Source organism: Kitasatospora acidiphila (assembly GCF_006636205.1).
Lineage (GTDB): Bacteria > Actinomycetota > Actinomycetes > Streptomycetales > Streptomycetaceae > Kitasatospora > Kitasatospora acidiphila.
The window spans coordinates 6,371,714-6,394,672 of the sequence record NZ_VIGB01000003.1; the positions used below are offsets into that span (position 1 = coordinate 6,371,714).

Sequence of the window (22,959 nt, forward strand, 5' to 3'; positions counted from 1 at the left end):
ACCAGCCAAGTACCAAGTCAGCGACCGACCGCGAGCCGCCTCGGCAGGTGGCAGAACTGGAGTCGCCGCTGATCGGGCCGCTGATCAGCACTAATTGAGGAAGTCGGGTCCGGATAACGGGCCCGACTTTCTGTCAATTGATGCTCCGGCGGACTTGGAGTGGCGTTGTCAATCCTGTAAACAATGGAGTCAAGTTGGCTTCGGGTCGCCCCGCCGGCCGACGGCGAGTTGCGCGCACACCCGCCGCCGACGGGCCTACGCGCACGCGGTCGACCCGGCTTGTGACAACTCGAACGCAAGGACGCGCATGGAATCGGGGCAGGACGCCACCAGTGAGATCGGCCGCCGCCTTCGCGATCTGCGCCGCGAGCGCGGGCTCAAACAGAGCGACCTGGCCGGCGAGGGCCTCTCGGTCAGCTACCTGTCGCTGCTGGAGTCCGGCAAGCGGCCGCTCACCCCGGCGATCCTGCGCCGACTGGCCGGCGAACTAGGCTGCACAGTCGAGTACCTGCGCACCGGACGGGAGAGCAGCCAGGAGCGGGAACGCCAAAGGGAGTTGCTGCTCTGCGTCACGATGGGCGAGCTGGCCCTGCGGGAGGGCGACTACCAGCGGACGCTGACGGCCTGCGAGGCGGTGCTGGCCGAGGAGCCGCCCGCCGAAGGCCCCACCCTGCGGCGGGCCATGATCGCCCGGGCCGACGCGCTGGAGCGGCTCGGTCGGCCCGGCGAGGCGCTCGGCGAGCTGCACCGGCTCTACCGGGAGACCGTGCTGGGGCCCGGCTCGGTGGAGTGGCTGCGGCTGGCCGTCGCGCTCTGCCGCTGCCACCTGCTGGCCGGCGAACCCGGAAGCGCGGTGGAGGCGGGCGAGCACGCCCTGGGCCGACTGGACGCCGTGCTCAGCGAGCCCACCGAGGACCACCTGGGCCTCGGCGTGGTGCTGATCGAGGCGCACCACCGCAACGGCGACCTGCGGGCCGCCCGCTGCCTGGCCGACCGGCTGCTGCCGCAGGCCGAGCAGCCGGCCACGCCCGTGGTGCGCGCCACCGCCTTCGAAGCGGCCAGCCGCCGCGCCCAGTCGGTCGGCAACACCGCGCTCGCCCTCACCCTGGCGGAACGCGCCCTGGCGCTGCCCGCCGAGGACGACGTGGCCCGCTGCCTCGGGCTGCTCAAGGCGGGTTACGGCTCGCTGCTGCTGGACGGGCCGCTTCCCGAGCCGGACCGGGCCAAGAGCTACCTCTCCTCGGCCGGCCGCGAACTCGCCCTGCACGGCCGCCGACTGGACCGGGCCGGCTGCGAACTCAGCCTGGCCCGGGCCGACGTGATGCTCGGCGAGTACGCCCAGGGAGCCGCCCACGCCGAGCGCGCACTGCAGCTGGCCGGCACCGAGCCGACCGGCGTCTGCGTCTGGGCCTGGCTGCAACTGGCCGAGGCCCGCCGGCTGCAGGGCCGCCCGGATCAGGCGGCCGCCTCGCTGCGCACCGCCGAGCGGCTGCTTGACGGCCCCCAGCTGGCCGCCGGGCGCGATCTGGCCGAGGCCTGGCGGGCGCTCGGCGACCTGTGGCTGAACAACCAGGACTCCGAGGCGGCGATGCGGGCCTACCGCCAGGGACTCGCCGCCGCGGGGCTGTCCGGCGCCGCGCCGCTGCCCGCGGCGCTGCGCCCGGCCCTGCCGAGCGCTCACGAAGTTCACCGGCTGTGAGCCTTGACACCCATGGTTGGAATGGAAGTTGACGGGTAGCCTGGGGCGGACCGCCGGTGCCCGCGGCGTCGGTGGCCCGTCACCTTGGGGGGAACCGTGTCACTTCGGCTGGACACCGCATTCGCCGAACTGGCGTTGCGCACCGGCGGGGACACGGCGGCGCTGGCGGTCTTCAGACGGGTGCTGGCCGCGGAGCCGCCGCCCGACCCGGCCATCGCCTGGCGGGCCCGCCGCGGACAGGCCTGGGCGCTGGAGAAGCTGGGACGCCTGGAGGAGGCGATCGCCGAGTACCGGGAGCTGCTGGTCGCGCCCGAGGCCGTGCCGGGCAGCGCGGACTGGGCGCTGCTGACGGTGGGGCTGTGCCGCTGCTACCGGGACGTCGGGGACCATGCGATGAGCATCGACCTGGGGGAGCGGGCGCTGCGCGAGCTGGCCGCCGCCGAGGTCGAGCCGATCCACGAGCACCTGCAGCTCGGCTCCACCCTGATGGGGTGCTACGTGGTGCGCGGCGATCTGACCTCGGCCAAGCTGCTGGCCGAGCAACTGCTGCCGCTCGCCGAGCGTGCCGACTCGCGGGTGGCCCGGGGCGCGGTGGAGTGGAACCGCTCGGTGATCGCCCGGGAGCAGGGCCGCCTCGCGGATGCGCTCGAACTGGCCGAGCGGGCCCTGGTGTTGATGGCCGAGGCGGACAACGAGCGGCACCAGGGCATGCTCCGGGTGAACCTGGCGACGGTGCTGCTGGCCGGCGGCGAGCCGTGCCGCGCCGTCGAGTTGCTCGCCACCGCCCATCCGATCCTGGCGGACCACGCCCAGCTCCACGAGGCCGTGTTCGCGATGGCGCTGCACGCCGAGGCGCTGGTCCAACTCGGCGAGCCGGACGCGGCGCTGGGCTGGGTGGCGCGCGGCCGCGCCCGGTTGGACGGGGGCCGGCAGCCGCACTGGCACTACCGCGCGCAACTCGCCCTGGCCGCGGCCCGGGCCCGGCTGCTGGCCGGCCAGGACGGGCCGGGGGAGACGGAGCTGCGCGGCTGTGCGGCGCTGCTGGGGCGGGCGTCGTCGGCCCGCCCGGTCGCCGTGCTGTGGCGCCAGCTCGGCGACGTCTGGGCCGAGCGGCAGCAGGCGGAGGAGGCGATGACGGCCTACCAGACCGCGCTGACCGTGCTGGGCCTGCCCGCCGCCCCCGTGCCGGTGCCCGGACGGCGGCGGGCACTCTCCTGAGCGCCGTCCGGCGATGTCAATCAGGGTCAAGTGAACTGTAAAGGGCCAGGTGGGCGGCCGAATCGGGCATCGAGCGCCTACCATCACGCGGTATGAAGCTGATCACCGCCGTCCTCAAGCCGTTCAAGCTGGAGGCGGTCAAGGCCGCGCTGCAGGAGCTGGGTGTGCACGGCCTGACCGTCACCGAAGCCACTGGTTACGGCCGCCAGCACGGCCACACCGAGGTCTACCGGGGCGCCGAGTACCGGGTCGACCTGGTGCCCAAGGTGCGCTTGGAGACCGTGGTGGAGGACGACGACGCCGAACGGGTGATGGCCGCCATCGTGCAGGCCGCCCGCACCGGCCGGATCGGCGACGGCAAGGTCTGGGCCCTCCCGGTCGACACCCTGATCCGGGTCCGCACCGGGGAGCGCGGGCCGGACGCGATCTGAGGGTCGGCGGACGCCGTGAAGTGACCCAGTGGGAAGAGCAGTTGGACGGGGGCGGGATGAGCGCCGCGGGGCAGCAATAGAGTGCCGGGGAGGAGGGCGACCATCGTGACCGATCGCAGTGCGCAGCGGGAGCAGCGCAAGCAGCGGCCCCAGGGGCTGATCACCACCGGGCAGCGGGCCGAGTACATGCGGCAGGGGAACGCCTCGGCGGTGCTGCGTGCGGTGCTCGCCTACGGGCCGGTGTCGCGCGCGGAGATCGTCCGGCACACCGGGCTGTCCGCGCCCAGCGTCACCAAGCTGACCGCCGTGCTGATCGAGGCCGGCCTGCTGGCCGAGCTGGCGCCGGCCGAGCCGACCCAGGGGCGGCCGCGGGTGCCGCTGCGGGTGGACGGCGAGCACACGGTGGCGCTCGGGGTGCACATCGACCTGCTGCGCACCACCTTCGGCCTGGTCGGCCTGGGCGGCCGGATCATCGCGGAACGCGAGATCGTGCACCCGGCCGACCCGGCGCGGCTCGGCCCGGGCGAGCTGGTCGGGCGGGCGGCGGAGGCGATCGGGACGTTCCTGCGGGAGCGGCTGGGCGGGCGGCGGCTGGTCGGCACCGGGGTGAGCATCGGGGGCTGGGTGGACGGCGCCCGCGGGCTGGTGGTCGAGCACGGCCCGCTGGGCTGGCGCGACGTGCCGCTGCTCGCCGAGTTCGGCGACCGGCTGCCCGGTCCGGTGGTGCTGGAGCAGACCGTGCGGGCGATCGCGCGGGCCGAGCTGTGGTTCGGCGTCGGGCGCGAGGTCGACGACTTCGTGCTGGTGTTCCTGGGCAACGTGCTGGGCGCCGCGATCGTGGTGGACCGCACCGTGCACCGCGGTCCGGGGGCGGCGGCCGGCGGGATCGAGCACTTGCCGGCCACTGATGACCCGTCAGTTCGCTGCCCGAAGTGCGGGACCGGCTGCCTGAGCGTGGCGGCGAGCGACATCGCGCTGCTGGCCGAGGCCCGCGCGGCCGGTCTGCTGGATGCGGCGGGGCGGCCCGGCACCGGCGGCTCGCTGGACCTGGAGCGGCTGGTGGCGAACGCCCGCCCGGCCGGCTCCGGCAGCGGCGACGAGCGGGCCCAGGAGCTGCTGCGCCGCCGGGCCCGCCGGGCCGGGCGGGCGATCGCCACCGTGGTCGACCTGGTGAACCCGAGCCGGGTGGTGCTGGCCGGCGGGATCCTGGTGGCCGACGAGTACCTGGACGACCTGCGCGCCGAAGTCGCCCGGCGCAGCCATCGCGGCCCCTCGGTGGCCGCCGACATCGTGCCCGCCGACTTCGGCGCCCGGACCCTGGTGCGCTCCTCCGCCGTGCCGGTGCTGGAGCGGGTGATCACCGAGCCGTTCAGCTCGCTCGGACTGCTGTGACCCGGGCCGTCGTCCGAGGGTCCGGCGGGCAGTCGGACGAGGCGCGGCCGCGATGCCAAAGCCCCACCGAAGATTGACTGATGGTCCGCTCGGTCGGAACCGCTGCGGGCCCCGGTGTCGTCATAAGATCTGCACAAGTCGCCGCCCGGTCTCGGGCCGGCGCGGCCCGGGCTCGTTCGGCCCGGGCATCCACCCACCAGCCGGAAGTCCGCCCACCGTGCAGCCGCGCCCCAGTCGTTCCCGTGTGTTTTCGTCCACCGCCGTCGTCCTGGCCCTGGCCACCGCGCTCACGGCCTGCGGCGGTTCCGACGATGGCAAGAAGTCGGCGGCCGATGCGGCCAAGGGGGCCTCGGCGGCAGCGTCGCCGAACGGCTCGGCCGCACCGAGCGGTGCGGCGAGCAGTCAGCCGAGCGCCTCGCCGAGTGCGAGCGACTCCAAGGTGCTGATGCCCACCGGGCCCGCCACCCAGCTGACCAAGGCCCATGACACCGCGGCCGGCCCGATCATGATGACCACGCTGGCCGGGCCCAAGTCCGGTGTGACGGCCAAGGTCTGGATCTGGCTGCCGCCGGAGTACAACGACCCCAAGTACGCCGACTACGGCTTCCCGGTGCTCACCCTCTACGCGGGCGGCCAGAGCAACGGCTACAACACCTGGACCGACGACCAGCTGCCGATCCAGGTCGAGGACGAGCAACTGGTCAAGCAGGGCAAGGCCGCCCCGTTCATCATGGTGATGCCGGTGCAGAACCTGGTGTCCAACGAGCACCAGACCCTGGACTGCAGCGACATCCCCGGCCAGCCGAAGATGGAGACCTGGATGACCCAGGACGTGCCGGACTTCGTGCGCGCCAACTTCCGCACCCTGAAGAGCCGGGACGGCTGGGGGCTGATGGGCGCCTCCACCGGCGCGTTCTGCAGCGCCAAGCTGGCCATGCAGCACCCCGATCAGTACAAGGCCGCGGTGCCGATCGACGGCTACTTCGACCCGGACTCCTCCTTCTGGAAGGGCCACGAGGCCGAGCGGCTCGCCAACAGCCCGGATGTGCTGGTCAGCCAGTCCAAGGCCGACGTGCGGATGCTGGCCACCGCGGGCGGCGCCACCCCGGACGAGGTGAGGCTGGTCAAGAACTGGGTGGCCAAGGCCGCCCCGCCGCTGAAGATCGACTACTACGAGCAGCCCGGCGGCAAGCACCTCACCTCGCACTTCAAGAAGATGATCCCGGACACCCTGCAGTGGCTGACCAAGAACATGGCGGGGCCGTCCGCTCCCTGACCCTGGCCGCGACCGACGAACGGGCGGTGCTGACATCTCGTCAGCACCGCCCTGTTTCGTCCCCGTATGGCCTCTGACCTGCACGGCAATCCAGCATTGATTCGGTTCTGATCGACTGCGGACACGCTGTGGGCCACGGCATCGCGCTACCCGACCAGCACGGGTGGACGTCGACGCCAGGTCCCTCCAGAGTCCGCCCTGAGTGCCGAGAAGAGTGCCATGCAGTCGCATCTGCTTTCCGTCCCCGCCCAGCGCGGCGCCAGTGAGGCGGTTCCAGCCGTGCGTCCCGTCCGATTCGCCGGCCTCCGCCTGGTCCACGCCGCCCTCCGCCGTGACCTGCAGCGGATCCCCACCGCGCTGCGCCTGCTGCAGCCCGATGACGAGGCGAGCGCCGAGGCGCTGCAGCGGCACTGGGACTTCCTCACCGCCATGCTCACCTGCCACCACGAGCAGCAGGACGGGCGGATCTGGCCGATGCTGCGCCGGTTCGCCCCCGAGCTGCGGCTGCTCATCAACTGGCTGGAGGACGACCACCACAACCTGGACCACTCCTTCACCCGGACCACCACGCTGATGCGGATCGGCACCCGGGACCCGGCCAGCGCCTGGCCGGTGGCCTACGCGGTCGAGGAGCTGGCCGCCCGGCTGGAGACCCATCTGCGGATCGAGGAGGAGCAGGTGCTGCCGGTGATGGCGCAGCTGCTCGCCCCGCAGTCCCGGGTCGGCACCCTGGGCGAGCTGCTGGACCTGCTGCGGCTGGCCGACGGGCCCGGCGCACCGGACGCGCTGGCCTGGCTGCTGGAGGGAGTGGCGCCGGAGCAGGTGGACGCGCTGCTCGCCGAGTGCGACGACCTGACCGCCCGCCAGTGGCCGCACTGGCAGGCTGTCTACGCGCGGTGCACCGAGGAGCTGTGGGGCGCGGTGCCGTCCGGGGACTGAACCGGGCGCAGCCGACTTTCGGCGCCCGATCCGTCGCATCCGGAGCAGGAGTTGGCGCACATTCGGGTTACCCGTGGTGCGGTCGGTGACCGTGGGTGGAGAAGGTAGGAACAGGCCGTAACCGGCCTGAGCCAACCTTGGAAGGAACACCACCCTCATGCAGAAGAAGTGGACCTCGGTCCTCGTCACCGGCGCGCTGGCGGGCTCGCTCGCCGTCACCACGGGCATCGCCATCAGCCACGCCGCCGCTGACAACCACCCGATGATCAGCCCGGCTGTGGGGACCCCCACCGCGCCCAAGACCCTCGCGGCGATCGGCGACCTCGGCGCCGTGCTGCACCTGGTCGGCGACCTCGCCGCGACCAGCAGCCCGGTGAACGGGGCCGCGGTCAACCCCACCGCGCTCAAGGACCAGCTGGCCAAGCTGACCGCCGCCGCCGACAAGCTCAAGGCGGAGCTGCCCGCCGAGACCGCCACCACCGCCGACGACCAGTCGGGCGTGCCCGGTGCGCCGGTCGACCCGGCGGGCTTCGCCTCGCCGGCCGGCGCCGCGCAGCCGGGCAGCGTCAACCCCGGCGGCCCCGAGCAGCCCGGCACGGCCGAGGACCCCGGCGGCCCGGTGCAGTTCGGCGGGCCGATCCAGCGGGACACCCAGCCGGCCGCCGCCAAGGGCGTGGCGGAACTGCTGACCGCGCTGCGGCAGCACGCCGGTGTCCTGGTCAGCGCCGCCTCCGCCAAGCAGCCCGACGCCGCGAAGGTGCAGAAGGCGATGGTGCCGCTCTCCACCGACGCGCTCCAGCTGAGCACGGCCGCGGTCAACCGGCTCAGCGCCAAGTGATCAGCCTCCGCGGCTGAGCGGCGTGCACCGCAAGGGCTGACCGGGTGCCGGTCAGCCCTTGCGGGCCGCCGCCAGGATCTTGGCGGTGGTGTGGAAGAAGCGGACGGTCGTCTCGCCGGTCCAGTCCTTGCCGAAGACCGGGTCCGGAGCGCCGACCGGGCGCCCGCCGATGATCCGCCCGACGATGAAGGCCTCGCCCTCGGTGGCGGCGATCACCTCGACGTCGCCCCGCGCCGACCGGGCCGGCAGCGCCAGGGCGGCGGGCAGCGGCTCGGTGAGGAAGGCCACGCAGAGCCGCACGTCCTCGGTGACCGGGACCCCGCGGAACGGGTCGGCCTCGACCACGGCGGCCAGCTCCTCGACGGTGCGCAGCAGCACCGGCACCGGAAAGCCGAGCGCCTCCCGCAGGTGCGCCGAGATCACCCGGGCGAGCTCCGCCCGGTCGCGGCCGGCCGGATCCTGGAAGAAGACGTTGCCGCTCTGGATGTAGCTGCGCACCCCGGCCAGCCCCAGCTCCGCGAAGAGCGCCCGCAACCGCTCCATCCGCACCTGCCGACCGGGCACGTTCACCGCGCGCAGCAGCGCCACCCAGGTGGTCACGACGGCAGCACCGACCGCAGCGCCTCCTCGCTGCGGGCCACCACGGCGTGCCCGTCGTCGGCGGTGATGATCGGCCGCTGGATCAGGATCGGATGCTCCGCCAGCGCGGCGATCCAGCGCGCCCGGGCCGCGTCGCCGCGCTGCCACTCGCGCATGCCCAGCTCCTTGGCCACCGCCTCGTCGAGCCGGGTGATGTCCCACGGCTCCAGGTGCAGCCGGCCGAGCACCGCCTCCAGCTCGGCCACCGACGGCGGGTCCTCCAGGTAGCGGCGGACCGTGTAGTCGAGGCCGGCCGCGTCGAGCTCGGTGAGCGCGACCCGGCACTTGCTGCAGCGGGGATTGATCCAGATCTCCATGGGCTCAGCGTATGTGGTGCAGGTGACCGAAACGGGACCTTGGGCCCGCTCCGCGGGGTCGAACGCCCTCGCACGGGCCTCCGGCGGTTACGCGACCATGGATGGCATGCCCACTCAGACCAGGACCCAGAGGAGCCCCGCCGTGCCCGCACCCGCCGAGCCGCGCTGTCCGGCCGGTCCGCGAGCGGTGGCCGAGCCCGGCTCCCCGCCGCGCTGGGTGCGCTGGCTGCCGGTGCTGCTGCTCTTCACCGACCTGGTGATCCAGGCGGTGTTCCCGCAGGCCACCGCGGCGGGGTTCCTGCTCACCGCGCTGCCCGTGCTGGTCGCCTTCGGCTTCGGGCCGTGGCTCACCGCCGCGTCCGGCGCCGGCGCCCTGGTGCTCCAGGTGCTGGTGGCCAGCCATGCCGGGCACCTCTACGAGCACCACCACGTCTGGGTGTACCTGTCCACCGGGCTGGCCGCCCTGGCCGGTGTGATGCTCGCCCTGCAGCGGGTCCGGCAGGCCCGCCACCTGGTGCTGGCGAGCACGGTGAGCGAGGCACTGCGCCGCACCGTGCTGCACCCGGTGCCGGAGCAGGTCGGCGAGCTGCGCACCGCCGGCCGCTACCAGGCCGCCCAGGCGGAGGTGGCGATCGGCGGCGACCTCTACGAGCTGTGCGACACCCCGTTCGGCACCCGGGTGCTGCTCGGCGATGTGCGGGGGAGCGGTCTGGAGGCGGTGCGGGCGGTGGCCGACCTGCTCGGCGCATTCCGGGCCACCGCCCACGAGGTACGCGAACTGGGCGAACTGGCCGAGCTGTTGGACCGCCAGGTGCGCCGCGGGGCGCTGGAGAGCGGCGACGAGGAGCTGTTCATCACCGCCGTGCTGCTGGAGCACCGGCCCGGCGCGGACCGGCTGGACGTGGTCAACCGGGGCCATCTGGACCCGGTGCTGCTCGGGGCGGTGCGGTGCGGACGGTGCACTGCCCGCAGGACCTGCCGCTGGGGCTCGGGCATCTGCGCGGCCAGTCGGCCCCGGCGCCGACCACCATTCCGTTCGCCGCCGGCCAGACGCTGCTGCTGCACACCGACGGCGTCACCGAGGCCCGGGACCGGGCCGGCCGGTTCTACCCGCTGACCGCCCGGCTGGCCACCCGGTTCCACGGCCGCCCCTCGGTCGTGCCCGAGCAGCTGGTCTCGTTCGTCACCGAGGACCTGGCCCGGCACACCGGCCCGGCCCGCGACGACCTGGCCCTGCTGGCACTCACCCCGGCGCCCGTTCGCGGGCAGGCGGCACATCCGGGGTGACGGCCTCTTCGGGGTGACGGCCTTTCGGGGTGACGGCCCTTTTCGGATCAGCCCTTGAGGCTCGGCCGTTGAGGCTCAGCCCTCGAACAGGTTGTGCCCGACGTCCGCCGGCACCACGTCCTGGACCGGCTTGCCGCCGGGCACCGGGACGTGCTCACCGGGAACGGGCTCGCTCTGCCACCGGTGCAGCAGCACGACGCCGTTGCTCCCCCACACCTGCCGGTAGCCGTGGGCCAGCAGCAGCCGGATCCGGTCCCGCTGCTGCTGGTCGGTGGCGAACGGGAACGAGCGCCCGAGGGACCGGATGAGCACGTACTCGCAGCCGCGCGGCGTCTGGTCGACGAGGACCACGTGGTCCCGGGCGGTCAGCCGGGGCGCGATCTGGTTGTCCGCCTCCACCCAGGCGCCGTCCGGGATCAACGCGGTGGCCTTCAGCAACGTGACCTGGCGGGGCCCCGGGGACCACTGCGACGGGATGGCCAGCTCGGCCAGCCCCAGCGGCACGGCGGTGGCCAGACTGACGCCCGCCAAGCCGATGCCGAGCCACTGGACCCGCCGGGGCCGGCCCCGGCCGTGCAGGCGGCCCAGTACCTCGATGGTCGCGGTCAGCAGGATCGGCCACAGGAAGGCGTCGTAGTGCCGGGCGACCGACCAGTGGTTGGGGTTGCTGGAGAGGATCCGCTCGGCCAGCAGCGGCACCGCGCAGAGCGCCGTGGCGGACCGCAGCGGCAGCAGGAACAGGGTGCCGAACAGCCAGAGCAGCAGTAGCGGCTTCAGCGTCTGGTCGGTGGCGGCGCGCAGCAGCACCAGCGGGTCGGTGAGGACGTGCAGGGCCGCGGCGGGAGCATTGGGGCCGACGGCGTCGTAATGCCAGTAGTAGCCGGGTTCCCCACCCATCGTCGGGATCGCCCACTGGACGGTGATCGCGGTGGTCGCGAGCCCGGAGACGAGCAGCCAGCCGCCGGTCTGCCGAGCGGTGCGGGCTGCAGCCGAGCCGCGGCCCCGCCACAGCAGCACCAGGCCGTAGGCGGCGACCACCAGGCCCATGTCCTCCTTGGTGCAGCAGAGCAGCACGGCGGCCAGGACCACCGGGCGGTACTCGCGGGCCATGCCGCGTTCCAGCATCAGCAGGGTCAGCGGCACGGCGAAGCCGACCTCGTGGAACCCGACCTGGGAGGCGACCAGCAGCGGCCAGCCCAGCCCGAAGACCAGCCCGGCCAGATCGCGGGCCCGCCGCCGCACCACGGGTTCGGCGGCGGCGAAGGCGTGGTCGCTGATCCGCCGGACCAGCGGGACGCCGGCGGCGAACAGCAGCGCCTGGCCGAGCAGTAGCGAGCGCGGGTCGTCCCAGACCCAGTACAGCGGGGCCAGCAGCGCCAGGATCGGCGAGAAGTGGTCGCCCAGCAGCGAGAAGCCGGGCGGGAACTCGTGGTGGAAGTACTTCAGCGTGGAGACCGGCAGCCCGAAGTGGGCGTAGCCGCGCACACCCTGGTCGAAGATCCCGAGGTCGAACCCGCCGAGCCCCACCGAGGACCAGGCCCGCAGGTCGGTGCCGAGCAAGGCGGCGAAGCACAGCCCGGTCAGCAGCAGGGTGCGCTGGGTGTCCGAGAGGCGTTGCGGACTGCGGCCCTTCCGGGCCTCAGGCCTGACGGCGGTGGGCTGCGGCGGTGCGGTCTGGATGCTCACGTGGTTCCTTGCTGGCGCTTCACGAGTCGTGCCCCTGCCGGATCCGGCTGCCGGGCGGCTGCTTCTCGTAGCGGTTGTAGCGCCTGTCGTGACGCTGGCAGCACCGGGAAGCGGCCATTCGGTCAAGGTCCAGCCGTTTGAGGGACGCCGTGGACGACGGAGCAGGCAGCGAGACGTTCAGCCCAGACGACTCATCATGAATGCGATGCCCAGTCGAATTCGGGCAGGCGGCCGGTACTTGAACGATCGGCGATGTGAGGCGGCTTACATCTGACGCTCTTTTAACTGCACGTACGTGCGGTTGCTTTGTTCATGGTCGGCCGGCAGTGGGCGTGGAATCCGAGGGCATGGTGTTCGTCGGCTACCAGGAACTCACCCCCGCCTGCCGGCCAACCACCCGAGCTGACCGACCACTTGGTGCCGCCTCGCAAAGCGTGGGCGCCACCGACGTTCTCAGCTCGATGCAGGTGCGCCTCGATCGGGTTCGCCCAGGGCGCGGTGTGGTGCGCTAGTGGATCGACTCCAACTCCGCCTGCTGGAGGATCAGATCGGCCTCCGCAGCGACCGCGGGCAGCTGTCGGGCCTGACGTATCCGCACGCCCAGGTAGATCAGCACCGCGATCAGGACAGGCGCGTAGGGCGCCGACGGCAGCTGCCAGGACAAGGGCACGCCCCGGCCGTCCTGGTTGGGCGCCAGCCACATGGCGTACGACAGGAAGGCCACCGACACCACGGCGAGCAGGCCCCGGGCCGGCCAGCTGCGGGCCTCGGCGGCGAGCAGGACCAGCAGCGGCACGCACCAGACGAAGTGATGGGTCCAGCTGATCGGGGAGACGAGCAGGGCGGTTATCGCGGTGGCCATCGCCCCCAGGCCTCGGCCCGGGGCAGCACGTTCGCCGAACGGCCGGCCGCCACGGCGACCGCCAGCCCCAGCAGCCCGACCAGCACGGCCACCGCCATGACCGCGGTCCCGGGCTGCTCGGTGTGCAGCAGTCGGGCCGCGACACCGCGCAGCGACTGGTTGTCGACCAGCTGGACCTCGCCGACCCGCCGGGTGTCCCAGAGGTAGCGGGTCCAGAAGCTGCCCGAGGCGCCCGGCAGTGCCAGCCAGCCGAGCAGCGCCGCTCCGAGGAAGGTGCCGATCGAGACCGCGGCGGTCCGGAACTGGCGGGTGAGCAGCAGATAGACCACGAACAGGCCGGGCGTGATCTTGATGGCGGTGGCCAGCCCGATGCCGACGCCCTTGTGGGCGCAGGATTCCGAGCGGGTCATGTCCCACAGGACCAGGCAGAGAATGGCCAGATTGACCTGGCCGTACTGCAGGGTGGTGAAGACCGGCTCCAGCCAGACCGCGAAACCGGTCCCGAGCAGCACCGCGGCCGCGTGGTACCGCCGACCCGACCAACCCGCCAGCTTCACCGAGAGGTGGACGGCGAGGGCCAGCAGGCCGATGTTGAGGACCATCACGATGATCCGCAGTGTCGCGGCGTGCACCCAGGCGCTCGGCGCGAAGAGCAGCGCCGCGAACGGCGGGTAGGTGGCGGCCAGGTCCCAGCCCGGCAGCCGCATCGCGTAGAGGTCCTGGCCGTGCACCACCGCCGCGCCCTCGGCCTGGTAGACCAGCATGTCCACCATGGAGTGGTGCTGGTGGTGCCGGAGCGCGATGAAGGCCACCAGGGACAGCAGCGACAGCACGGCGGCCGGCCAGACGAACGACTGCCCGGCGCCGGGAGCGGCGGGTCTGTCGGGCATGCGATCTCGGCCCGGTTTGCCCCAGAATGGCCGATCGCTCGCGTGCACTGGGACGACCCCCCTGTTGAGACGACCCGGACCATCCCTCAGTCCGGACGAGATCTGCAACGATATCCGACCTGTGTGAGTACGCCCTGTGAGGCTGGATTCGCGTGCGATCTTCGAGAGCGCGAATGGCGCTTCGCGATCAGTCCTTCGGGGTCGATATGGGCCAGTGCCCGCAGGGCCCGCCCCTTCGGGCGAGGGGCGGGCCCTGGAGGCGGGTGCGGCCGCGAGACGGGGAGCGGATTCTCAGAGGTCGTAGTAGAGCTCGAACTCGTGCGGGTGCGGGCGCAGGGCGATGGGGGCGATCTCGTTGGTGCGCTTGAAGTCGATCCAGGTCTCGATCAGGTCCGGGGTGAAGACGCCGCCGGCCAGCAGGTACTCGTGGTCGGCCTCCAGGGCCTCCAGTACCGCGGGGAGCGAGGACGGCACCTGCGGGACGCCGGCGTGCTCCTCGGGGGCCAGCTCGTAGAGGTCCTTGTCGACCGGCTGGAGCGGCTCGATCTTGTTCTTGATGCCGTCCAGGCCGGCCATCAGCATCGCGGAGAAGGCCAGGTACGGGTTGGAGGACGGGTCGGGCGCACGGAACTCGATGCGCTTGGCCTTGGCGTTGGAGCCGGTGATCGGGATCCGGATCGCCGCTGAGCGGTTGCGCTGCGAGTAGACCAGGTTGACCGGGGCCTCGAAGCCGGGCACCAGGCGGTGGTAGGAGTTCACCGAGGGGTTGGTGAAGGCGAGCAGCGAGGGGGCGTGCTTGAGCAGGCCGCCGATGTAGTAGCGGGCGGTGTCGGACAGGCCCGCGTAACCCTGCTCGTCGTAGAAGAGCGGCGCGCCCTCGGCCCAGAGCGACTGGTGCACGTGCATGCCGGAGCCGTTGTCACCGAAGATCGGCTTGGGCATGAAGGTGGCGGTCTTGCCGTTCCGCCAGGCCACGTTCTTGATGATGTACTTGAACAGCATCAGGTCGTCGGCGGCGTGCAGCAGGGTGTTGAAGCGGTAGTTGATCTCCGCCTGGCCGGCCGTGCCGACCTCGTGGTGCTGGCGCTCGACCTGCAGGCCGGCCTTGGCCAGCTCCAGGGACATCTCGGCGCGCAGGTCGGCGAAGTGGTCGACCGGCGGGGTGGGGAAGTAGCCGCCCTTGTACTTGACCTTGTAGCCGCGCACGTCGCCCTCGGTGGAGCCGGTGTTCCAGGCGCCGGCCTCCGAGTCGATGTGGTAGTACGACGCGTTGGCGCTGGTGTCGAAGCGCACCGAGTCGAACACGTAGAACTCGGCCTCGGGGCCGAAGAAGGCGGTGTCGGCGATGCCGGACGAGGCCAGGTAGGCCTCGGCCTTCTTGGCGATGTTGCGCGGGTCGCGACTGTAGGCCTCGCCGGTGATCGGGTCCTGGATGAAGAAGTTGATGTTGAGGTGCTTCTCGCTTCGGAACGGGTCCAGTCTGGCGGTGGCCAGGTCGGGCACCAGGGCCATGTCCGACTCGTGGATCGCCTGGAACCCGCGGATCGACGAGCCGTCGAACATCAGCGTCTCGTCGGGATCGAAGGTGGCTGCCGGGACTGCGAAGTGCTGCATGACGCCAGGCAGGTCACAGAACCGCACGTCGACGAACTTGACGTCGTTCTCCGCGATGAACTGCTTGACCTCGTCCGCGTTCTTGAACATCGGAGTCTCCTCTACCCGTCCGTCGGCCGGCCGTCCCAACCGGTTCGGGGTGGGCTCACGATAGGAACAGGCCGTTTCCTCGCGGTGACCCATTCGTTTCCCCCATGTTAAGCAGCCTCCCCCGGACGGATGGCAAAACCGGGCGGGACGGGGCAAATCGTGTCCACGGCAGGGACGTTCCTGCTGGGTGGACTAGACCACTCGGGCTGTCGGCCAAGCGGGATTCACCCGCAGGGGGAGTCGCCGCCGGTGCGCCCGGTAAGCCCGGCTACTGTTGATTCGTGGACAGCAGAGAAGCACTGGGATCGTGGCTGGAGGGCCCCAAGGCCGCAGCCGAGCGCATGGGGGCCGACTTCGGCTACCGCGGTGAGCGGCTGGGCCGCCCGCAGACCGGTTCCGGAGCCGTGGCCGGGCCGGGCCGGCGGATCGGCGCGTTGTTCGTCGACGGCTGGATCGCCAACATCATCGCCCTCGGCCTGCTCGCCCACGGCAACCTGGCCAAGGCCAACATCTACGGGCTGCCGGTCTTCTTCGCCGTCAACGCGGTGCTGCTGGCGACCGCCGGCACCACCTTCGGCAAGCGGCTCTTCGGACTGCGGCTGGTCCGGCTGGACGGCAACCGGGCGACTGTCCCGCAGGTGCTGCTGCGCACCCTCCTGCTCTGCCTGGTGGTGCCGGCACTGATCTGGGACCGGGACCAGCGCGGGCTGCACGACAAGGCGGTCGGCACCGTCGAGGTCCGGAGCTGAAGCGCCGAGAGCGAGAGATCGCACGACGTCGTCGGGAACGTATGAGAGGGGCCCTGCTGCCGACGGCAGCGGGGCCCCTCTCATACGTTCTGCGGAGCCTCAGCGGGCCTGGCCGCCCTTGGGCATCCGGGCGCCCTTGGGCATCGGGCCCTTGGGGATCGGCGCCCGGGAGAGCAGGTCGCCCAGCGCGCGCAGCCGGTCGTTGGTCTCGGTCACCTGCGCCCCGGTGATCGCGCGGGGCAGTCGCATCAGGGTGATCTGCAGCTTCTTCAGCGGCACCTCGCCCTCGCCGTCGCCGACCATGATGTCGTGCACCGGCACATCGGCGACCACACGGGCCATCTTCTTCTTCTCGGCGGCGAGCAGCGGGCGGACCCGGTTCGGGTTGCCCTCGCCGATCAGCGCGATGCCGGCCCGGCCGACCGCACGGTAGACCGCGTCCTGGCTGCGGGTGACCGCGACCGGGGTCGGGTTGGCGGTCCAGCCGCGCCGCAGGTTGTTCAGCACTGCCGCGGCGGCACCCGGCTGGCCCTCCATCTGACCGAACGCGGCCCGCTCGGCCCGGCGGCCGAAGACGATCGCGACGGCCAGGACGGCCACGATGAAGCCCAGGATCCCCAAGTAGATCGGGTGACCGACCAGGAAGCCGATGGCGAGGAACACGCCGAACGTCAGGAGGCCGATGCCCCCGAGGATCAGACCGATCTTGGTGTCGATCTGCTTGGTCATGATGTACGCCTGGCGGATCTGTGCGAGCCGCCCAGGAGTGTCGGATTTTTCCCTCGCCATGAAGGTCATGGTACGTGGCGGGACCTGCAGACGACGAAGCCCGGTCCCGATTCGGTCCGAACCGTAATCCGACGGCCCACCGTGCCCGGCGGAGAGAACCGCAGCGGAAAGGCCGCGGGGCCCGGCCGTTCGCACGACCGAGCCCCGCGGGCCGTCAGGCCCGGGTTACGTGGACCGTCAGGCCTGGGCGGCCGAACGCCGCTCCAGCGCCTGCCGGTAGAGCCGGCCGGCCCGGTAGGAGGAGCGGACCAGCGGGCCGGACATCACACCGGCGAAGCCCAGCTCCTCGGCCTCCTCCTGCAGCTCCACGAACTCCTGCGGCTTGACCCAGCGCTCCACCGGGTGGTGGCGCAGCGACGGGCGCAGGTACTGGGTGATGGTGATCAGCTCGCAGCCGGCGCCGACCAGGTCGGCCAGCGCCTGGCTGACCTCCTCGCGGGTCTCGCCCATGCCCAGGATCAGGTTGGACTTGGTCACCAGGCCGGCCGCCCGGGCCTGGGTGATGACGTCCAGCGAGCGCTCGTAGCGGAACGCCGGGCGGATCCGCTTGAAGATCCGCGGCACCGTCTCGACGTTGTGCGCCAGCACCTCGGGGCGGGACGAGAAGACCTCGGCCAGCTGCTCCGGCACCGCGTTGAAGTCCGGGATCAGCAGCTCGACGCCGGTGCGGCCGGCCGCGCGCTCCGCGGTCATCGCGTGCACCTGGCGGACCGTCTCGGCGTACAGCCAGGCGCCGCCGTCCTCCAGGTCGTCGCGGGCGACGCCGGTGATGGTCGCGTAGTTGAGGTCCATGGTGACGATGGACTCGGCGACCCGGCGCGGCTCGTCACGGTCGAACTCGGCGGGCTTGCCGGTGTCGATCTGGCAGAAGTCGCAGCGCCGGGTGCACTGGTCGCCGCCGATCAGGAAGGTCGCCTCGCGGTCCTCCCAGCACTCGAAGATGTTGGGGCAGCCGGCCTCCTGGCAGACCGTGTGCAGCCCTTCCTTCTTCACCAGCGAGTGCAGCGCGTTGTACTCCGGGCCCATCTTGGCCCGAGTCTTGATCCACTCCGGCTTCCGCTCGATGGGGGTCTCGCTGTTGCGGACCTCCAGGCGGAGAAGCTTCCTGCCGTCGGGTGCGACAGCGGACACGTGCGGCTCCTAGAAGTAGACGGGGTACCCCCAGGGTACGCCTGTGCTTGTACGGTCGGCGCCGGGCCGGTGCCCAGCAATCGCAGGGCAACATCGCTACCGGTCGGTAGATTCCCGGGCCCCTGGGCCTGGCTCAGCGAGCGGCGGCCGGCTCGGGCAGTTCGGCGAGCACCTCGGCGAGGCGCCGCTCCACCGCCGGGATCACCTCGGGCACCGGAACGTCCCGGCTCAGCTCGGAACTGAGCGAGGCCACCCCGGCGTCCCGGATGCCGCACGGGATGATCCGGTCGAACCAGGTCATGTCGGGGTTGCAGTTGAGCGCGAAGCCGTGCATCGTCACGCCGCGCGCCACCCGGACGCCGATCGCGGCCAGCTTGCGGTCGTCGCCGCGCTGCCCCGCGTTGGACGGCGCGTACTCCGGGCCGGCCAGCCGCGGGTCGATGCCCAGCGGCAGGCCCATCCGCAGGGTCAGCTTGCCGATGTCCACCACCTGCGCCGGGTCCACCTGGGCGTCCGGCAGCTCGTCGCCGAGCACCCAGACCCCGCTGCGGCCCTCCACCCGGGTGGTCGGCACGGTGAAATCGGTGCAGGCCCGGATCAGCGCCTCCTCCAGCCGGCGCACGTAGGCCACCACGTCCATCGGCTCGGGCAGCTTGATGATCGGGTAGCCGACCAGCTGGCCGGGCCCGTGCCAGGTGCCCTCGCCACCGCGGTTCACCTGGACCACCGGGGTGTCGTCCAGCGGCAGGTCCTCCGGCTTGGTGCGCTTGCCGGCCGTGAACACCGGCGGGTGCTGGAGCAGCAGCACGGTGTCGGGGATCTGGTCGGCGAGCCGCAGGGCGTGCAGCCGCTGCTGCTCCTCCCAGGCGTCCTGGTACGGGACCAGCTCCTCGCCGTTGCCCAGCCGGACGAACCGCACGTTCTCGCTCACCACTGCTCCTAGCCCAGACGACGCGAGCGAGCGCGACCCGGGGCCGACCCGCCAACCTCGCCACTGTACGCCTGCTCGCTCAACCGTCCGAGAGCAGCGCCAGCCGCAGGGCCAGCTGGAGCTCCAGTGCGCGCTCCGGCCCGTTCCAGTCCCGCCCCAGCAGCGCCTCCACCCGGTCCAGCCGCTGCACCACCGTGTTCACGTGCACATGGAGCTCGTCCTTGGCCCGGGTCAGGCTGCCGCCGCAGGCGAAGTAGGCGCGCACGGTGCGGACCAGCTCGGTGCCGCGCCGGGCGTCGTACTCCAGCAGGGGCCCCAGGGTGTGCGCCACGAAGCCGGCCACGTCGTGCCCGTCGCCGAGCAGCACCCCGAGGAACCCGAGCGAGGCGGCCGAGGCGCCGTCGCCGGTGCGGCCCAGCGCGTGCAGGGCGCGGACGCAGCGCGCCGCCTCCGCATGGGCGGCGGCCAGCGCGGCCGGGCCGGCGGCCGGGCGCCCGGCGCCGACCGTCACCGGCTGCCCGGCCAGCCGGGCCAGCCGCTGCGCCGCGGCGGCCGCCGCCTCGTCCGCCGCCAGGTCCGCACCGGCACCCGGGTCGGCCGGCAGCAGCAGCACCACCGCGTCGTCGTGCTCCGCGCTGACCCAGCGGGCGCCGTCCCCCAGCCTTCGGTCGGAGGGACCCCCAGGCCGGGCGGGCCGGCCGAAGAGGTACTGGGCGGCGGCCCCGGCCAGCCGGGACCGCCCGTGCGGCCCGGTCTCGGCGACCAGCACCAGGTGCGGGCGGGACAGGTCGACGCCCAGCCGGCGGCCCCGGGCCAGCAGCGCGGCCGGATCGCGGTCCGGCGCGGTCAGCAGGTCGGTGAGCAGCTCGCCGCGCACCCGGTGCTCGGCCTCGGCGGCCGACCGGCGCAGCAGCAGGAGCAGCGCGGTGACCACGCCCGCCCGTTCGAAGAGCCGCCGGTCGGCGTCGTCCAGGTCGCCGCGCCCGGACAGCAGCAGCGAGCCCAGCAGCTCCTGCCCGGCCAGCACCGCGCAGACCCAGCCGTCACCGTGCCGCACCGCGCGGCCCTCGGCCCGGGACCGCTCCACCGCGCCGGCCAGGCCCGCCGTGGCGGCCCGCCCGGTGTGGGGGTACCCCTCGGCGTCCTGCGCCGCGATCCGGCCGCCCAGCAGGGTGGCGACCTCGCCGGCCACCTCGGCCAGGTCCGCGCCGCGCAGCACCAGGTCGGTCAGCCGGTCGTGGGCCTCCTCGGCCCGCTGCGCGGCGGCCGCGTTCGCCCGGATCACGGTGTTGGCGGCGTTCAGCTCGGCCAGCGCGGCCCGGGTGTCGGCCAGCGCCCCGGCGGTGTCCAGCGCGATCGCGGCGTGCGCGGCCAGCGAGCAGAGCAGCGCGACCTGGTCGGGGGAGAAGGCGCGCGGCTGCCGGTCGGCCGCGAACAGCACCCCGATCACCTGGCGCCCGAGCAGCAGCGGCACCCCGAGGATCGCCACCAGGCCCTCCTCCGCCACCCCGGCGTCGATCCGCCCGGTGTGCCGGAACCGCTCGTCGGTGCGGTAGTCGGGGGTGGCGTACGGGCGGGCGGTCTGCGCGACCAGGCCGCCGAGGCCGTCGCCCAGGCTGAGCCGGAGGTTCTGGAAGAGCGGCGAGACCGAGCCGTCGGTGACCCGCATGTAGGTGTCGCCGGCCGCCTCGTCCGGCAGCGTCAGATAGGCGGTGTCGGTGCCCAGCAGCAGCCGCGCCCGGTGCACGATCGCCCGCAGCACCTGGTCCAGGTCGCGGGAGGCGGCCAGGTCGGTCGCGGTGTCGAAGAGCGCGGTCAACTCGGCTTCGCGGCGGCGGTGCTGACCGAGCGTGCGATGGACGGTCAGGGCCAGCGCGGTGGCCTCCTCGACCTCGGCGAGCACCTCGGGCCCGGCGCCGTCGCGGCGGGCCCGGGCGGGCACGGCGGCGTAGTCCTCGGCGGCGGCGCCGGCGGCCAGCAGGTCGAGCAGGCGGCGCAGCGCGGGCGCGGCACCCGCGGCGGGGAGTGGTGCGGCGTGGCTCATGGTGCCCGACATGGTGTCAGAACGGCAGCCCGGTACGGAAGATCACGGCATGTGGGTGGCCGCCACAGGTTCGCCGCTAGACATGGTGTTCCCAGCCACCATGGGCTCGGCGCCGAGAACCCGCGCGAACCCAAACCACAAGCGCCCCGGGTTCAGCGGATCGGACGCGTGCCCTTCACCCGTTCGGAGGATTGCCCGGCCATAACCGCCCAGAGCGCCCGAATGCTCGCTACATTCACGCCGATTCCCGACAGGGGCGTCGCGAACGGCACCGGGGGCCCGGACTGCGGCGTCCGAGAGGTGTTGACTGATCATGCCCCAACGGCCTGCAACCGACAGCCCGGCCTACCGTCCGCTCGACCCGACGGACCCGCTGGACCCGCACGAGCGGCAGTCCGACCCGACGCCGCACGGCGCCGCCCTGCCCGGGCCGCGCCAGGACGCCGGACACCAACCGGACGGACCGGACGGGCCGGCCGCCGACGCCGCCGCGCACTCCGAGGCCGGCCGGGCCCAGAACCCGCTGCTGGCCGCGCTGATCGAGGAAGCCGGCTTCTCGCACGCGGGCCTGGCCCGCCGGGTCGACCAGCTGGGCCTGGAACACGGCCTCGACCTGCGCTACGACAAGACCTCGGTGACCCGCTGGCTGCGCGGCCAGCAGCCCCGGGGTGCCACGCCCGCGCTGATCGCCGAGGTGTTCACCCGCCGGCTCGGCCGCCGGCTCTCCGCCCAGGACATCGGCCTGGACGCCTGCGCCCCGGTCTACGCGGGCCTGGAGTTCGCCGAGACCCCGCAGGAGGCCGTCGACATCGTCTCCAGCATGTGGCGCAAGGACACCGGCCCGCAGTCCGAGCTGCGCCGGATCGCCTTCACCCCGGCCGGCCTCGTGGTGCCCAGCCGCGACTGGCTGATCGGGCGCAGCGACGAACAGGTCGCCAGGGACGGCTCGGCGGGCATCTACGTGTCCGGCCCCGACGGCCCGCTGGCCAAGCTGGACCCGGCCCTCGACCACCCCGACCCGGGCGGCCGCGGAGCGCGCGGCACCCCGGCGGGCCGGGTGCCCTCGCAGGCCCGCCGCCCGCTGGTCTCCGGCGCCCGCACGGTGCCGCTGCCCGGCCCGGCGCACGGCGGCGCGGCCGGCCCCGCCGGTCACGACGAACGGCCGCGCTCGCAGCGGCCCGGGCTGCGGGTGGGCCGGGGCGACATCGCCGCGGTGCGCGCGGTCGGCGACCTGTTCCGGGCGCTGGACAACGCCTACGGCGGTGGCCACGCCCGGCAGGCCCTGGTGCGCTACCTGGAGAGCGAGGCCGAGCCGATGCTGCGCGGCCGGTACGGCGAGCAGATCGGCCGGGCACTGTTCGGCGCGGTCGCCGACCTGACCAGACTCGCCGGGTGGACCAGCTTCGACATCGCCGCGCACGGGCTGGCCCAGCGCTACTTCGTGCAGGCGCTGCGGCTCTCCCAGGCGGCGGGCGACCGGGTGCTGGGCGGCTACGTGCTGATCACCATGAGCCAGCAGGCCGTCCACCTGGGCCACGGCCGGGAGGCGGTGCAACTGGCCCGGGTCGCCCAGCAGGGCGTCGGCAGCACGGCGCCGGCCGCCGTGCAGGCGCTGATGCACGCGGCCGAGGCCCGCGGGCACGGGATACTGGGCGACGTCCGCTCCTGCACCGCCGCCCTGGTGCGGGCCGAGCGCTCGCTGGCGCTCGCCAGGACCGGCGACGACCTGCCCTCCTGGGCCAGGTTCTTCGACGAGGCCCAGCTCGCCGACGAGTTCGCGCACTGCTACCGGGACCTCCAGCAGTGGCGCCCGGCCATGCAGCACGCCGAGAAGTCGCTGCGGCTGCGCTCCTCCGGCTACGCCCGCAGCCGGGTGTTCTGCCGGATGGTGCTGGCCGCCGCCCGGCTCGGCATGGGCGAGGTGGACGAGTCCTGCCAGCTGGCCACCGAGGCGCTGCGGGCGGCCGGTGAGATGCGCTCCGCCCGCACCGTCGAGTACCTGCGGGACTTCCACCGCCGGCTGGCCCCCTACCGGGGCAGCCCGGCCGCCCGCGCCTTCGAGGAGGCGGCCCGGCAGGCGGGAGTGCTCTGACGGATCGTCAACTACCCTCTGAGGATGGCGAGGTGTCGGGCCGAA

Annotated in this window: 19 protein-coding genes and 1 pseudogene; 10 read left to right on the forward strand and 10 right to left on the reverse strand. The window is 73.1% G+C overall.

Features of this window, described 5'->3' with window-relative positions; translation table 11 throughout:
- The first annotated feature begins 307 nt into the window (after window positions 1-307).
- From E6W39_RS30125 to E6W39_RS30155, 7 genes are all read left to right on the forward strand, one after another.
- Complete coding sequence (locus tag E6W39_RS30125) at window positions 308-1,699, forward strand: helix-turn-helix domain-containing protein (RefSeq protein WP_141636179.1); 1,392 nt, start codon at window positions 308-310, stop codon at window positions 1,697-1,699.
- A 96-nt stretch (window positions 1,700-1,795) separates the two neighbouring features.
- Entirely contained in the window at window positions 1,796-2,917 is a 1,122-nt protein-coding gene (locus E6W39_RS30130) for a tetratricopeptide repeat protein (RefSeq protein ID WP_141636180.1), read from the forward strand.
- Window positions 2,918-3,009: 92 nt separating this feature from the next.
- The gene (locus E6W39_RS30135) at window positions 3,010-3,348 is read left to right on the forward strand and encodes a P-II family nitrogen regulator (RefSeq protein WP_141636181.1); all 339 of its coding nucleotides are present in this window, start codon (window positions 3,010-3,012) and stop codon (window positions 3,346-3,348) included.
- A 105-nt stretch (window positions 3,349-3,453) separates the two neighbouring features.
- A complete protein-coding gene (locus tag E6W39_RS30140; protein ID WP_141636182.1) occupies window positions 3,454-4,740 on the forward strand; it encodes an ROK family transcriptional regulator in 1,287 nt (428 codons plus the stop codon).
- A 244-nt stretch (window positions 4,741-4,984) separates the two neighbouring features.
- Window positions 4,985-6,016 (forward strand): alpha/beta hydrolase, encoded by a 1,032-nt coding sequence (locus E6W39_RS30145; protein WP_228718413.1) that lies wholly within the window; start codon window positions 4,985-4,987, stop codon window positions 6,014-6,016.
- Window positions 6,017-6,295: 279 nt separating this feature from the next.
- The gene (locus E6W39_RS30150) at window positions 6,296-6,955 is read left to right on the forward strand and encodes a hemerythrin domain-containing protein (RefSeq protein ID WP_181799505.1); all 660 of its coding nucleotides are present in this window, start codon (window positions 6,296-6,298) and stop codon (window positions 6,953-6,955) included.
- Between the two features lie 157 nt (window positions 6,956-7,112).
- Window positions 7,113-7,793: a hypothetical protein gene (locus tag E6W39_RS30155; RefSeq protein WP_141636185.1), complete on the forward strand. Its 681-nt coding sequence runs from the start codon at window positions 7,113-7,115 to the stop codon at window positions 7,791-7,793.
- Between the two features lie 51 nt (window positions 7,794-7,844).
- Here the strand turns inward: E6W39_RS30155 and E6W39_RS30160 are convergent, their stop codons facing one another.
- The gene (locus E6W39_RS30160; protein WP_141636186.1) at window positions 7,845-8,393 is read right to left on the reverse strand and encodes a DUF1697 domain-containing protein; all 549 of its coding nucleotides are present in this window, start codon (window positions 8,391-8,393) and stop codon (window positions 7,845-7,847) included.
- The gene (locus E6W39_RS30165) at window positions 8,390-8,749 is read right to left on the reverse strand and encodes an ArsC/Spx/MgsR family protein (protein WP_141636187.1); all 360 of its coding nucleotides are present in this window, start codon (window positions 8,747-8,749) and stop codon (window positions 8,390-8,392) included. The genes E6W39_RS30160 and E6W39_RS30165 overlap by 4 nt, the downstream gene beginning before the upstream one ends.
- A 475-nt stretch (window positions 8,750-9,224) precedes the next feature.
- On the opposite strand from E6W39_RS30165, the pseudogene E6W39_RS42125 reads away from it, so the two are divergent.
- Window positions 9,225-10,036, forward strand: a pseudogene (locus E6W39_RS42125) (PP2C family protein-serine/threonine phosphatase).
- A 75-nt stretch (window positions 10,037-10,111) separates the two neighbouring features.
- On the opposite strand, the gene E6W39_RS30175 reads toward E6W39_RS42125, so the two are convergent.
- From E6W39_RS30175 to glnA, 4 genes are all read right to left on the reverse strand, one after another.
- On the reverse strand, window positions 10,112-11,722 hold the full coding sequence (locus tag E6W39_RS30175; RefSeq protein WP_141636189.1) for a DUF2079 domain-containing protein: 1,611 nt from the start codon (window positions 11,720-11,722) through the stop codon (window positions 10,112-10,114).
- Window positions 11,723-12,230: 508 nt separating this feature from the next.
- Window positions 12,231-12,584 (reverse strand): glycosyltransferase family protein, encoded by a 354-nt coding sequence (locus E6W39_RS30180; protein ID WP_141636190.1) that lies wholly within the window; start codon window positions 12,582-12,584, stop codon window positions 12,231-12,233.
- Complete coding sequence (locus E6W39_RS30185) at window positions 12,569-13,474, reverse strand: glycosyltransferase 87 family protein (protein ID WP_141636191.1); 906 nt, start codon at window positions 13,472-13,474, stop codon at window positions 12,569-12,571. Before E6W39_RS30185 ends, E6W39_RS30180 begins: the two co-directional genes overlap by 16 nt.
- A 291-nt stretch (window positions 13,475-13,765) precedes the next feature.
- The gene (gene glnA, locus E6W39_RS30190; RefSeq protein ID WP_101380010.1) at window positions 13,766-15,178 is read right to left on the reverse strand and encodes a type I glutamate--ammonia ligase; all 1,413 of its coding nucleotides are present in this window, start codon (window positions 15,176-15,178) and stop codon (window positions 13,766-13,768) included.
- A 281-nt stretch (window positions 15,179-15,459) separates the two neighbouring features.
- Here glnA and E6W39_RS30195 point away from each other — a divergent pair, with 281 nt between their 5' ends.
- The gene (locus E6W39_RS30195) at window positions 15,460-15,927 is read left to right on the forward strand and encodes an RDD family protein (protein WP_141636192.1); all 468 of its coding nucleotides are present in this window, start codon (window positions 15,460-15,462) and stop codon (window positions 15,925-15,927) included.
- Window positions 15,928-16,026: 99 nt separating this feature from the next.
- On the opposite strand, the gene E6W39_RS30200 is transcribed toward E6W39_RS30195, so the two are convergent.
- From E6W39_RS30200 to E6W39_RS30215, 4 genes are all read right to left on the reverse strand, one after another.
- Window positions 16,027-16,716 (reverse strand): DUF4191 domain-containing protein, encoded by a 690-nt coding sequence (locus E6W39_RS30200; RefSeq protein ID WP_141636193.1) that lies wholly within the window; start codon window positions 16,714-16,716, stop codon window positions 16,027-16,029.
- A 177-nt stretch (window positions 16,717-16,893) separates the two neighbouring features.
- A complete protein-coding gene (lipA, locus tag E6W39_RS30205) occupies window positions 16,894-17,847 on the reverse strand; it encodes a lipoyl synthase (protein ID WP_101380008.1) in 954 nt (317 codons plus the stop codon).
- 133 nt (window positions 17,848-17,980) lie between these two features.
- Window positions 17,981-18,781: a lipoyl(octanoyl) transferase LipB gene (gene lipB / locus E6W39_RS30210; protein ID WP_141636194.1), complete on the reverse strand. Its 801-nt coding sequence runs from the start codon at window positions 18,779-18,781 to the stop codon at window positions 17,981-17,983.
- A 76-nt stretch (window positions 18,782-18,857) separates the two neighbouring features.
- The gene (locus tag E6W39_RS30215; RefSeq protein WP_141636195.1) at window positions 18,858-20,822 is read right to left on the reverse strand and encodes a helix-turn-helix domain-containing protein; all 1,965 of its coding nucleotides are present in this window, start codon (window positions 20,820-20,822) and stop codon (window positions 18,858-18,860) included.
- A gap of 313 nt (window positions 20,823-21,135) precedes the next feature.
- On the opposite strand from E6W39_RS30215, the gene E6W39_RS30220 reads away from it, so the two are divergent.
- Entirely contained in the window at window positions 21,136-22,914 is a 1,779-nt protein-coding gene (locus E6W39_RS30220) for a regulator (protein ID WP_228718414.1), read from the forward strand.
- Window positions 22,915-22,959 lie beyond the last annotated feature (45 nt).